Genomic DNA, 12587 nt, shown 5'->3' with positions numbered 1-12587 from the left:
GCGCCCTCGTCCGTCGCCTCCCGTCCGTCGCGTCCGACGTCGGCGCCGGTCACCCGACTGCCGCCGCCCGGTGGGGCATTGCTACGGTGCACCGGTGTCTGACTCCTCACGCGAGACCGCCGAAGGCGCCGGCTGGGGCGGCGCCGACCGAGGCGCGTACCGCCGGCTCATGCCGGGCCGGGTCGAGAAGATCTCGTGGCTGAACCCCCGTCTCCTGTGGGCCGCCCGCAACGGGGTGCTCGCCTCCTGGTTCGGCGATCCCACGGGCCGCACCCGCAGCCGTCTGGTGGCGCAGCGCACTGCGGCCGGCGCACCCGCCGACAAGGTGATCCGGCGCGAGGACCCGGAACGTTTCTCCTTCATGGTCATCGGCGACACGGGTGAGGGCGACGAGCCTCAGTACGCCGTGGTGCCGGGCTTCCTGAGGGCGAGTCAGGGCACCTCCTTCGCGGTCCTTGCCAGTGACGTCATCTACCCCGTCGGCAGCGCCGACGACTACGGCCCCAAGTTCTTCCGCCCCTACCGCGACTACCGGGCCCCGGTGTACGCGATACCGGGCAACCACGACTGGTACGAGGACCTCGGCGCGTTCATGCGGGTCTTCTGCGGCGACGCCCCGGCCCTGCCCGCCGAGCCCGCCGCACGCCCTCTGACCCGGGCGTGGCTGCGCTCCCTGCTGTGGCACCGGCCTCGCGCCCACGACGGCCGCCGGCTCGCCGAGGCCCGCGCACTGAGGTCCGGGGCCGACCAGCAGGCCGTCCAGCCCGGGCCGTACTGGGCGATCGACGCGGGCCCCGTGCGGATCGTCGGCATCGACACCGGGCTTCTGGGCGCCCTCGACGCCGAACAGGGCGCGTGGCTGCGCGAGGTGTCCCGGGGCCCGCGGCCGAAGATCCTCGTCACGGGCTCGCCCCTGTACGTCGACGGCGAGCACCACCCGTGCCCCGTCGAAGGGGGCGGCACGGTCGACGACATCGTGACCGCGCCCGAGCACCGCTATGTGGCCGCGATAGGCGGCGACATCCACAACTACCAGCGCTATCCGGTGCGTCTGCCGGACGGCCGGACCCTGCAGTACGTCGTCGCCGGCGGCGGGGGCGCCTTCATGCACGCCACGCACACCATCCCGCGGGTGTCCGTCGCCGGCGTCACCGAGCAGGACTTCCGCTGCTATCCGCTGCGCGGCGACTCCCTCGCCTTCTACAGCAGGCTCTACGGCAGGCGGCTGCGGCTGCGGCGCTTCTTCTCCCTCACCGAGGAGCAGGCCCAGGCGGTCATCGCCGAACGCGTCGGCATCCCGCCGACGCGCACACCGGGTCCGCAGGTCCGGGTGACGCCCCGCATCCGGCTGCTGGCCGGTCTGCTGGGGACGGGGAGCCGCCCGGAGCGCCGCAGGCGGTTCCGGCTGCCCGTGCGCAAGATCTACACGCAGTTGTTCTCGCCGAGTTCGGTGTCGTACAGCCCACCCTTCTTCAAGTGCTTCCTGCGGCTGGACGTCACACCGGAGTCGGTGCGGCTGCGCTGTTTCGCGGCCACCGGCAACCTCGCGCAGGAACTGCACCCGCCGGTCGAGGACGAGGTCACGATCCCGCTGCTCTGAGGCCGCCTGCGACAATCGGCGCCACACCGCTGAACGGCCTCGCACGCCGTCGGACCATGGAGGAGCCTCGTGTCGTCCACCTCTCGCCCCTTGCGCAAGCTGGGCTTCCTCACCATCGGGCTGTTCGACGGGGACGACCCGGCCCGGGGCCACGAGAGCACGCTCGAGATCATAGAACTCGGCGAACGGCTGGGCTTCGACAGCGCGTGGGTGCGTCACCGGCACCTGCAGTACGGCATCTCCTCCCCCGTCGCCGTCCTGGCGGCGGCGTCGCAGCGCACCCGGCGCATCGAGCTCGGCACCGCGGTCATCCCGCTGGGCTGGGAGAATCCGCTGCGTCTCGCGGAGGACCTGGCCACCGTCGACGTCCTCTCCGCGGGCCGTCTCAACCCGGGCGTGAGCGTCGGCCCGCCGATGCACTACGAGCAGGTCAGGGAGGCCCTGTACCCCGGCACGTCGGACGCGGAGGACTTCGGCTACGAGCGGGTGCGACGGCTGCTGGACTTCGTGCGCGGCAAGCCGGCCACCGACTTCAGCGGGGTGGAGGGCTTCGAGGTGTTCTCGGACCGGGTGCAGCCGCAGTCCCCCGGACTGGGCCGCCGTCTGTGGTACGGCGGCGGCAGCCTCGGTTCGGCGCGGTGGGCCGGCGAACACGGCATGAACTTCCTCACCAGCAGCGTGGTGAAGGCCGAAGGGCCCGACGACACACGGGACTTCGCCGAGATCCAGCTCTCCCACGTACAGGCCTTCCGCGCCGCCCACCCCGACGGCGCGGCGGCCCGTGTCTCACAGGGGCTCGTGGTGATCCCCACCGACTCCGCCTCCCCCGAACAACGCGCGAGGTACGAGGAGTTCGCGGCGAAGCGGCTCCCCCGCACGACCTCCCCCCAGGGACCGGCCCGACTGCTCTTCGCCCCGGATCTGGTGGGCACGTCGGACGAGATCGCCGAACGCCTGCGCGCCCACGCCGCGTTCCGCGAGATCGACGAGGTGGCCTTCGCCCTGCCGTTCGCCTTCGGGCACGAGGACTATCTGCAGATCCTCACCGACATGGCGACGAAGCTCGGTCCGGCGCTCGGGTGGCGGCCCGGCGCCGGAGTCTGAACCGCCTCACCAGCGGCCCGGCTCGGCGCCCGTCACCGCCTCGGACGGCCGACCGTCCACCCCGACGGGGACCTCTCCGGTGAGCATCACCCGGTGCATGGTGCGCGGGAAGCGCAGATGCGCGGTGTCGCCCGGCGCGAGGTGGATGGTGGCGCGGTTGTCCCAGAAGGCCACGCTGCCCGGCTCCCAGCGGAAGCGGACCGTGTACTCGGGGCGGGTCGCCTCCTCCAGCAGCATGTCCAGGATCGCCCGGCTCTCCGCGCGGGAGAGGCCGGTGATCTGCTCGAGGTAGTAGCCGTTGACGTACAGCACCCGCTCCCCCGTCTCGGGGTGGACGCGCACCAGAGGGTGCACGGAGGCCACCTGGTGGTCGAGGAGGTGGCGGACGTAGGCGTCGTCGCCGGGGCGGGGCTGGTAGCCGACGCCGAGCCGGTGCTCGGCACGCAGCCCGGCCACGAACTCCCGTACCGGCGCCGAGAGTCCGGCGTAGGCCGCGGCCAGGTTGGACCAGGTGGTGTCGCCGCCGTAGGGAGGCACGGTCTCGGCGCGCAGGATCGTCGCGGCGGGCGGGTCGACGCGGGCGCCGTGGTCGCAGTGCCAGCCGCGCAGCAGGGTGTGGCGTCGGCGGCGGAGCCACTCCTCGTGGTCCATGCCGAACCTGCCGCCCAGTTCGAGACGGTCGGCGGTCGTCTCGATCTCCGGGAAGTCCGGCGGTGAGGCGCTGCCGCGCCGGCCCGGCACGACGGGTTCGCCGAACCGCCGGGCGAACGCGACATGCGCCGTGTGGTCGAGGCGCTGCTCGCGGAAGAACACCACCTTCCAGCGCAGCACGGCCGCCCGGATCACGGCGACCTGGGCGTCGTCGAGGCCTGCGGCCAGGTCGACGCCGTCGATCTCGGCGCCGATGTGCCCGGCGACCGGTCGCACCCGCACGCCGGCCGCCCGCGCCGCCTCGTCGCCCGTCAGGCTGTCGAAGTCCGTGGTCATGCCCGCTCCCCTTGTCCTCGGATGACGCTCAGGGAAGATCGTGACAGCGAAACGACGGCGTGGCGACAGCGCCCCGGGCCACGGGGGCCGGCGGGACGGACACACGGGAGGCGGGACGGACGCCGCGCAGGCAGGACGGGAGCGGGGCGGGCCGGGAGCGGCGTTGGGCGGGGCGGGAGCGCCGGAAGGACGCCGGGCAGGGCGAGACGGGCCGGCTCCGGCTCCGGCTGATCGACCCGGCGGCCGGCCGGGTCATCCGAGGTCGAGCGACTGCTCCGCCCAGATCGTCTTGCCCCGGTCGGTCTGCCGGCTGCCCCAGCGCTGGGTGAGCTGCGCGACGAGCAGCAGGCCGCGGCCGCCCTCGTCGAAGGCGTGGGCGCGGCGCAGATGGGGCGAGGTGGAGCTGCCGTCGGAGACCTCGCAGATGAGGCTGCGGTCGCGGATCAGACGCAGCCGGATGGGCGGCGTGCCGTAGCGGATGGCGTTGGTGACGAGTTCGCTGACCACGAGTTCGGTGACGAAGGCGGCGTCCTCCAGACCCCAGGCGGCCAGTTGCTCGGTGGCCGCCTGCCGGGTCTCGGCCACGTGGACGGGATCGGGGTCGACGTCCCAGGTCGCGACCCGGTCCGCGCCGAGGGCGCGGGTCCGGGCGAGCAGCAGGGCGACGTCGTCGCCGGGCTCCTCCGGCTGGACCGCTTTGAGCACGCTGTCGCAGAGCGCGTCGAGCGAGGCGGTGGGCGCCGTCAGGGCGCTGCACAGCTCGGCGGTGGCACGGTCGACGTCGCGGTCGCGGCCCTCGATCAGACCGTCCGTGTAGAGGGCGACGACGGAGCCCTCGGGCAGTTCCAGCTCGACGGCCTCGAAGGGCAGGCCGCCCACGCCGAGCGGAGGACCGGGCGTCATAGGGACCAGCCGGGCGCTGCCGTCGGGCAGGACGACGGCGGGTGCGGGGTGGCCCGCGGCGGCGGCGGTGAGGCGGCGGCTGACGGGGTCGTAGACGGCGTAGAGGCAGGTGGCGCCGAGCTCGGCGACGTCGTCGCCGCCCTCGTCGTAGGCCGCCAGATGGGTGACGAGGTCGTCCAGGTGCGTGAGCAGTTCGTCGGGCGGCAGATCCACGTCGGCCAGGGTGCGCACGGCCATGCAGAGCCGTCCCATGGTCGCCGACGACGGAATGCCGTGGCCGACGACGTCGCCCACGACCAGGGCGACCCGGCTGCCGGACAGCGGGATGACGTCGAACCAGTCGCCGCCGATGCCGGCCGTGGACCCGCTGGGCAGATAGCGGTGGGCCACCTCGACGGCGGCCTGGCCGGGCAGACCGCGGGGCAGCAGGCTGTGCTGGAGGGCGAGGGCGGTGGTGCGTTCGCGGGCGAAGCGGCGGGCGTTGTCGACGCAGACCGCGGCCCGGCTGGCGAGCTCCTCGGCGAAGACGGCGTCGTCGTCCTCGTAGTCGTCGGGATGCGCGATGCGGACGCCGACGAGGACGCCCAGGGTGGTGCCCCGGGCCCGCAGAGGCACCGAGATCACCGAGTGGACTCCGGTGCGGTAGCGGCTGCCCGCGGGAGCACGCGCGTTGCGTTCGACGAGCCAGAGCATGAAATCGGGCTCGCCCGCCTGGATGCGGACGGCACACCCCTCCCGCAGGGCGCGGGCGGGCGGGCTGAAGGGCGGATGGACGTCGGTCTCGCCCAGCCGGACGGCCGCCTCGGGGGTGCCCTCGTGGGCGGAGCCGTGCGCGACCCGGCGCAGCACGACCTCGCCGGTCGGGACGGGCGGCGGCTCGTCGACGCCCAGCACCCAGTCCAGCAGGTCGACGCTGACGAAGTCGGCGAACCGCGGCACGAGCAGCTCGACCACTTCCTCGGCGGTGCGCACCACGTCGAGGGTGGTCCCGATGGAGGCCGCGGCCTCGTTCAGCAGGGTCAGCCGCTGGCGGGCCAGGTACTGCTCGGTGCTGTCGAACGCGGCCAGGGCGACCCCGGCGACCGCTCCGGAGGTGTCCCGCACGGGCCACATCTCGGTGGTCCAGGCGTGCTCGCGATTGAGGGAAGGGGCCCCGGTGAAGCTCTCGTAGCGGATCGGGCGGCCGGTCTCGGCGACGTGGCGCAGATGCCAGTTGAATCCCCGGCTGTGCTCGGCCTCCTGGACGGTGTCGGGGAAGTGGCGGCCCAGCAGGACGTCCTCCGAGACGCCCATGACCTTGCAGGCGACCTCGTTCAGCCGCAGATAGTGCTGCTGGGGGTCGAAGACGGACATCGACATGGAGGCCTGCTGGAAGGCCTGCCCGGCCAGGGTGGGCTCCGGGGCGGCGGGCCGCTCGGCGCTGACCGTGTATCCGGCGCGCCGGCCGTCGGGACCGATCACCGGGCAGGCCGTGACGGTGAGGGTGACGGGGTGGCCGTCGCGGTGGCGCACGACGACCGGGCCGGTCCACTGTCCGTCCGCCCGCCGCGGCAGGTCCTCGGCGAGCAGGTCGGCCGCCGTCCGGCCCACGGCCTCCTCGGCAGGATGGCCCGTCAGCAGGCGAGCGCCCTCGCTCCAGGCCGCCACGACGCCGTCGGCATCGATGACCGCCGCAGCGACGACTTGCTCCATGTCGTCCAGAATGGTCCCTTTGGCCCGGCGCATCAACCGCGACGGGCCCGTGGGAGTGCCCGGCGTTCCTCCGCCCCGGGCCGCGGCGCTCCCCCGGGCCGCCACCGTGCGACGGCGGCCCCGCGCCCCCTGCCCGTCAGCCGCCCGGTGAGGCCCGTCAGCCCCGTGAGGCCTGCCGGCGCAGCGCCTCGAGGGCGCGGTCGGCGTGGGTGTTCATGCGCAGTTCGCTGCGCACGACCTCCAGGACGGTGCGGTCCTGCCCGATGACGTACGTGACCCGCTTGTTCGGCGCCAGCGAGAAGCCGCGCTTCACGCCGAACAGCTCCCGGACCGTCCCGTCCTCGTCGGACAGCAGCGGCATGCCGAGGGTGTGCCGGTCGGCGAACTCCTGCTGGCGCTCGACGGAGTCCCCGCTGACGCCGACGGGCCGCGCCCCGACGGCGGCGAACTCCGCGGCGAGGTCGCGGAAGTGGCAGGCCTCGGCGGTACAGCCCGGGGTCAGGGCGGCGGGGTAGAAGAAGAGGACCACCGGCCCGTCGGCCAGCAGGTCGGTCAGACTGCGCGATGTGCCGGTCTCGTCCCGCAGGGCGAAGTCCTCGACCAGGTCACCCGTCTCCGGAGCCTTGCTCATGCCCGTCCCTCCGTACCGTTCGCGACGCTGCGGGCCCACATGACGAGCGGGGCCTGCAGAGGCAGGCGACCGACGGCGGCGGCCTTGAGCGCGGTGGGACGGCGGCGCCAGTCCCACGCCATCTTGACGTTGGCGGGGAAGACGCCGACGAAGAACGCGGCCGTGGCCAGCGCCGCCTTCCTCCGGGTCCGGGGCAGGGCCACTCCCGCCGCGAGCGCCAGCTCGGCGACGCCGCTGGCGTACGTCCAGGCCCTGGGGGAGCCGGGCAGTGCGCGCGGGACGGTCGCGTCGAAGGGACGCGGCGCGGCGAAATGCGCGACGCCTGCGGTGGCCAGTAGGCCCGCCAGCAGCAGGGGTGAGCGTTCGGACCTGGACACGGTTCCTCCTCAGATGACCTGGTGGCAGACATTACTGGACGGTAGACGGGGGCCCGGCGGCGGGGTCGCCCCAGCGCGCCGCCCAACTGCCCCCGACGCGACCGCGGTTGCAGCCGATGCGCATGCCGCCCGCCGGGGCGGGGCGGGGTGGGGCATCGACCGCGGCACGCCTCCCGGCCGGTTTCGGCCCTCCGCGCCGCGAGCCCGGGCCGCCGGGACCGGCGCGAACGCCGGGCGTCAGTCGCGGGGGGCCGGCGCGGGCCGCTCGCCCTCCTCGTCGGCGGCGTGGGAGAGGAAGTCGTCGACCATCCGGTGGAAGAGGACGGCGAGGCGGCCCAGGTCCTCCTGCCCCCAGCCGTCCAACGCCAGCTGCAGCCCCCGCGCGCCGGCCTCGCGGACGCGGTCCACGGCGTCGCGGCCGGTCCCGGTGAGCTGGATCCGCTGGGCGCGGCGGTCGTCGGGGTCGGGCGCCCGGGTGACGTATCCGGCCTTCTGGAGCTGCTGCACGGTGCGGGTCACGTGGGAGGCCTCGACGCCCAGGCGCTGGGCCAGCTCCCCCGGCCGCTGCGGCTCGGAGTCGGCGACCTGCCGCAGCAGGGCCATCGCCGCGCGGTCCAGGGGGATGCCCGCGATCGCCATGAGCCGGTCGTGCATGCGGGCCCGGGTGCTCAGATAGGTGACGCGAGTGAGCGCACGCTCGATCTCGATCACCTCCGGGGAGACGGCGGAGGGGAAGGGGAGCGGCTCGGTGGGCATGGAACCCACGCTACCATCTTGTTGCGTAACTCAAGTAAATGACCGTGCAGCGCCGATCAGGCGAAACCGGCGCGGCTTTCGCGTGCGGCGGTCCGTGCGCGTCCACAACTCACCCGTGACCCTGCCCCGCATCGCCCCCATGCTCGCCACCCCGGGCCGGCTGCCGCCCGCCGCCCAGGACGCCCGGTGGGCCTACGAGACCAAGCAGGACGGCCAGCGGGCCGTGGTGTACCTCGCCGGCGACGGGAGCGTCGTGCTGCGGGCCCGATCGGGCGAGGACATCACGGGGGCGTACCCGGAGCTGTGGCCGCTGGGCGAGGCGCTCGGCCGCACGCCCGCCGTGCTGGACGGGGAGGTGCTCGCCCTGGACGCAGAGGGCCGCGCCGACTTCCAGTCGCTGCAGTCCCGCATGGGGCTGGTGCGGGCGCCGGGAAAGGCCGCGCGGCTCGCCGCGACGGCGCCCGTGCACCTGGTCCTGTTCGACGTGCTGCATCTCGGCGGGTGCTCGCTGCTGACCCTGCCCTACACGCGGCGCCGAGCCCGGCTCGAGGGGCTCGCGCTGAGCGGCCCCCGCTGGTCGACGCCCGGCGCGCTGGTCGGTCACGGGCTCGAGGCGCTGGAGGCGACCCGGGCGCACGGCCTCGAGGGACTGGTGTGCAAGCGGCTGGACTCCCCGTACGAGCCGGGTGTGCGCTCCCGGTCCTGGATCAAGATCCGCAACATGCGCGTCGCCGACGTCCTCGTGGGCGGCTGGCTCCCCGGCAAGGGCCGGCTGAGCGGACTGCCCGGCGCCGTCCTCGTCGGGCAGCGCGCCGCGACGGGGCTGCGCTACGTGGGCGGGGTGGGCACCGGCTGGAGCGAGGCCGAGCGCACGGAACTCGCCGCACTGCTGCGGGCCGCCGCGACCGACGCCTGCCCCTTCGACACCGTGCCGCAGGCGCCGGGCGCGCGCTGGGTCGTGCCCCGGCTGGTCGGCGAGGTCCGCTACAGCACCCGTACCCGCGCCGGGCTGCTGCGCCAGCCGTCCTGGCTGCGGCTGCGACCGGACCTGACGCCAAAGGAGTCGGCGGCCGACCTTCCGGACGCTTCCGTCTGACCCGACGAGGCCGCGGGCAGGGGCGAGCGGTCGCCGGCCGTCGCGGACGCCGCCTTCGCCGTCCGGCCGCGGTCCGTCCCGCGCCATGAATCCCCTGCGGGCCTCTTGGCGCGGAAGCCGAAACCGAGGAAGCTGAACTCCCTTTTCCCCCACAGCCGTTCGGCTGCGCCCGCTTACCGAGGGAGAGCTCCGTGTCGTCACGCAGGTTCAAGGCCCACCGCAGGAGATGGCTCACCGGACTCGCCGGCGCCGCCGCACTCGTCCTCGCCGTCCCCGCCACCGCCTTCGCCGCCCCTCCCCCGGCGCTGCCGCAGAACGCCGAGGCCGACGAGCTGGCCTACCAGCCCGCCTTCGACTACGACACGGACGGGTGCTACTCCACCGCCGCGATCGGCCCGGACGGCACGATCAACGGCGGACTGAAGCCGACGGGGGCCCTCAACGGCAACTGCCGCGACGCGTCCGACCTCGCCTCCACCAACACGTACTCGCGCTACAAGTGCAACAACGGCTGGTGCGCCTACCTCTACGGTCTGTACTTCGAGAAGGACCAGGCCATCCCGGGCATCAGCCTCGGCGGACACCGGCACGACTGGGAACACGTCGTGGTGTGGGTGCAGAACGGCCGGGTCGAGTACGTCTCGACGTCCAACCACGGCTCGTTCACCGTGCACGCGGCGTCCTCGGTCCGCTTCGAGGGCGCCCACGCGAAGGTCGTCTACCACAAGGACGGCATCACCACGCACTGCTTCCGGATCGCCGGCCCGGGCGACGAACCGCCGGAGAACCACCGGGGCGTCTGGCAGTACCCGCCGCTGGTCGGCTGGAACGGCTATCCGGCGGGCCTGCGCGACAAGCTGGTCTCCTACGACTTCGGCAGCGCCCACTTCGGCCTGCGGGACGACAGCTTCGCCGGCCACCTGTCGAAGGCGCTGCCCTCCGGCGTCGCCTTCGACCCCAACGCATAGCCGCACCGGCAGGGTTCGGCCCCGGATATGGCGTCCGGGGCCGTCCTGGCGGGCATGATGACCGGATGGATCTTCATGAGGAACTCCCGACGGCGATACCCGCGCAGGCGCCGCACCGCCCCGCCCGGCATCCGATGAGGGCGGACACCGTCGAGGGGACGGTCAGGTGATCGCCGCCCGGGTGCGGTCCGCCGAACCGGCCGATCTGCCGCGCGTCGCCGAACTGATGGCCCAGCACGCCGAGTACGAGCGTGCCGACCCGCCCGTGCCCGGCCTGGCCCGGCGCCTGGCGGGACTTCTGTTCGACGCGGCGACGCCCCGCCTGTGCTGTCTGGTCGCCGAACTTCCCGACGGCCGGATCGTCGGCTACGCCACCTGCGCGCCCGAACTCTCCACCTGGGAGGGTCGCGAGTACCTGCACATGGACTGCCTGTTCCTGGCGCCCGACCACCGGGGCCTGGGCATCGGCGCGCTGCTGATGGACGCGGTCGCGGCCGAGGCCCGGCGCCGGGGGCTGGTCGAGGTGCAGTGGCAGACGCCGGTCTGGAACGAGGGGGCGATCCGCTTCTACGCCCGGCGCGGAGCCCTCGGCGCGGACAAGCGGCGCTTCAGTCTGAAGGTGAACCCTTGACTCCCGGCGAAGGCGTCGGGAGAAACCGCGAGTTTAGCGGGGCATGAGCCGCGAGGGTCTATCGTGTCCCGCATGTCCGTTCCGGAACTGATCCGCATCGTCTCCCGTGACTCGCCCATGGCCCTGGCCCAAGTGGAGCGGGTGCGCGCGGAGTTGACCACTCTGTACCCCGGCGTGCGCACCGAGGTCGTGCCCGTGAGGACGACCGGCGACAAGTGGATGGGGGACCTCTCCCAGGTCGAGGGGAAGGGCGCGTTCACCAAGGAGGTCGACGCCGCGCTGCTGGCGGGCGAGGCCGACCTCGCGGTGCACTGCGTCAAGGACGTCCCCGCCGACCGCCCGCTGCCCGCGGGCACCGTGTTCGCCGCCTTCCTGCGGCGCGACGACATCCGTGACGCCCTGATCCACCCGGGCGGCCTCACCCTGGACGAGCTGCCGGACGGGACGCGCGTCGGCACCTCGTCGGTGCGCCGGATCGCCCAGCTCGCGGCCACCCACCCGCACCTGGAGTGCGTGCCGTTCCGCGGCAACGCCAACCGGCGGCTGGAGAAGCTCGCCGCGGGCGAGGCGGACGCGCTGCTGCTCGCGGTGTCGGGCCTGGAGCGCATCGGCCGGCAGGACGTGATCAGCGAGGTGCTGTCGACGGAGACGATGATGCCGCCCATCGGCGCGGGCATCCTCGCCCTGCAGTGCCGCGAGGGCGACACGGACCTCATCGACGCGGTCAGCGCGCTCGGCGATCCGGCGACCCACCGGGAGGCCATGGCGGAACGCATGTTCCTGCATGTGCTCCAAGGCCACTGCAACAGTCCGATCGCGGGCTTCGCACGGATGGACCGCAGCGGTGAACTGTCCCTGCGGGCCTGTGTGTTCACACCGGACGGCAAGACCCGGCTGAACGCCCACGAGTGGGCGGGCCGTCTCGACCCGGCGACCCTCGGCACGTCGGTGGCGGTGGCGCTGCTGCGTCAGGGCGCCCGCGAGATCATCGACGGCATCCCGCACTGACCGCTCGACCGCCGAAGAACGCGGGGCGGCGACCGGCCCGGAGGGCGGCCGCCGTCAGGCGGTGCCCTCTTCGGCCTGGTCGCGCAGGAAGTTGCTGATCTGGCGGGCCAGGCTCTCGCGGGCCACGCCGGTCGCGGCGCCGCCGGGCCCCTCCTGCAGTCCGATGCCGCCGCTCCACAGCCGGCGGTCGGCCCAGTCGTCGTCCACCCGCAGCTGGATCTGGACGTCGACCTGCTTCAGGGACGCCTCGGCTCCCGCCGCGTACAGCACGGCGGTGGCCCGGCGCAGCGGATAGACGTCGAAGCCCTCGATGAACTGCGAGTTGCGCCAGTCGATGAACGCGCTCTCGCCGTCCGGGCCGAGCCGCACGTCGATCTGACCGTCCTCGAGGTGGATCGTGGAGTGGCCGTCGCCGCGGTTCTCGACCGTCACCCGCAGACAGAAGTACGTCAGCCCCTCGGCTGCGTCGTCGCGCCCCCGCGGCGGCTCGCTCTGCTCCAGGCGGTGGACGCGGACCCGCAGACCGGCATGCTCGTCGTACTCCTGCCAGTCCCCGACCACGTTCGGCTCGTACACGGTGCACCTCTCGACTTCTACCGGCTGCTTCCTATCCGTGCGCCGATCGCACTGTCAAATGAGCGGAATGCGCTGTGGCCAGGGGCTTCGCCCCCTTTGATCGCTGATCAAGCCGTGCGCAGGCACTATCCGTCGAGGACGCCCGAAAGGGCTTGCCGACGGCGTGCCGCACATCACGTCCCGGACAAGATCGCCTTCGCGGCGGGGGGGGGGCCGGCCCCGCCGCGCGCCGGGCCCGGCGGAGAAGCCGCCAAGAGG

Annotated in this window: 12 protein-coding genes; 6 read left to right on the top strand and 6 right to left on the bottom strand. The window is 73.6% G+C overall.

Going from position 1 to position 12587, the window contains the following annotated elements:
• The first annotated feature begins 94 nt into the window (after positions 1 to 94).
• Positions 95 to 1600, top strand: a complete 1506-nt coding sequence (locus tag ABT300_RS20735; RefSeq protein ID WP_351677688.1) for a metallophosphoesterase family protein — start codon at positions 95 to 97, stop codon at positions 1598 to 1600.
• Positions 1601 to 1669: 69 nt separating this feature from the next.
• Entirely contained in the window at positions 1670 to 2704 is a 1035-nt protein-coding gene (locus ABT300_RS20730) for an LLM class flavin-dependent oxidoreductase (protein ID WP_351677685.1), read from the top strand.
• Between the two features lie 6 nt (positions 2705 to 2710).
• Here ABT300_RS20730 and ABT300_RS20725 read toward each other — a convergent pair whose 3' ends face one another.
• From ABT300_RS20725 to ABT300_RS20705, 5 genes are all read right to left on the bottom strand, one after another.
• Positions 2711 to 3691, bottom strand: a complete 981-nt coding sequence (locus ABT300_RS20725; protein ID WP_351677682.1) for a TauD/TfdA dioxygenase family protein — start codon at positions 3689 to 3691, stop codon at positions 2711 to 2713.
• Between the two features lie 252 nt (positions 3692 to 3943).
• Positions 3944 to 6286: an ATP-binding SpoIIE family protein phosphatase gene (locus tag ABT300_RS20720; protein WP_351677678.1), complete on the bottom strand. Its 2343-nt coding sequence runs from the start codon at positions 6284 to 6286 to the stop codon at positions 3944 to 3946.
• Between the two features lie 157 nt (positions 6287 to 6443).
• Complete coding sequence (locus tag ABT300_RS20715) at positions 6444 to 6917, bottom strand: peroxiredoxin (protein WP_351677675.1); 474 nt, start codon at positions 6915 to 6917, stop codon at positions 6444 to 6446.
• Positions 6914 to 7294 carry a DoxX family protein gene (locus ABT300_RS20710; RefSeq protein ID WP_351677672.1) on the bottom strand — a complete coding sequence of 127 codons (381 nt, stop codon included), beginning with the start codon at positions 7292 to 7294 and terminating at the stop codon, positions 6914 to 6916. The genes ABT300_RS20715 and ABT300_RS20710 overlap by 4 nt, the downstream gene beginning before the upstream one ends.
• Positions 7295 to 7531: 237 nt before the next feature.
• Complete coding sequence (locus tag ABT300_RS20705; protein WP_351677669.1) at positions 7532 to 8050, bottom strand: MarR family winged helix-turn-helix transcriptional regulator; 519 nt, start codon at positions 8048 to 8050, stop codon at positions 7532 to 7534.
• Positions 8051 to 8165: 115 nt separating this feature from the next.
• On the opposite strand from ABT300_RS20705, the gene ABT300_RS20700 reads away from it, so the two are divergent.
• The 4 genes from ABT300_RS20700 to hemC all read left to right on the top strand — a co-directional run bounded on the left by ABT300_RS20700 (position 8166) and on the right by hemC (position 11753).
• Positions 8166 to 9146 carry an ATP-dependent DNA ligase gene (locus ABT300_RS20700; RefSeq protein ID WP_351677666.1) on the top strand — a complete coding sequence of 327 codons (981 nt, stop codon included), beginning with the start codon at positions 8166 to 8168 and terminating at the stop codon, positions 9144 to 9146.
• 191 nt (positions 9147 to 9337) lie between these two features.
• Entirely contained in the window at positions 9338 to 10114 is a 777-nt protein-coding gene (locus ABT300_RS20695; protein WP_351677663.1) for an NPP1 family protein, read from the top strand.
• A 226-nt stretch (positions 10115 to 10340) separates the two neighbouring features.
• Positions 10341 to 10745, top strand: coding sequence for a GNAT family N-acetyltransferase (locus tag ABT300_RS20690; protein WP_351677734.1), 405 nt, complete (start codon positions 10341 to 10343; stop codon positions 10743 to 10745).
• Between the two features lie 72 nt (positions 10746 to 10817).
• On the top strand, positions 10818 to 11753 hold the full coding sequence (gene hemC / locus ABT300_RS20685; protein ID WP_351677660.1) for a hydroxymethylbilane synthase: 936 nt from the start codon (positions 10818 to 10820) through the stop codon (positions 11751 to 11753).
• A gap of 54 nt (positions 11754 to 11807) precedes the next feature.
• Here hemC and ABT300_RS20680 read toward each other — a convergent pair whose 3' ends face one another.
• Positions 11808 to 12329: a hypothetical protein gene (locus ABT300_RS20680; RefSeq protein WP_351677658.1), complete on the bottom strand. Its 522-nt coding sequence runs from the start codon at positions 12327 to 12329 to the stop codon at positions 11808 to 11810.
• Positions 12330 to 12587: the final 258 nt, after the last annotated feature.

Origin of the sequence: Streptomyces sp. NPDC001027 (assembly GCF_040299045.1) — a bacterium.
Taxonomy (GTDB): domain Bacteria; phylum Actinomycetota; class Actinomycetes; order Streptomycetales; family Streptomycetaceae; genus Streptomyces.
The sequence above is the reverse complement of the archived record's forward strand: the minus strand, read 5'-3'. Positions and strand labels throughout refer to the sequence as shown.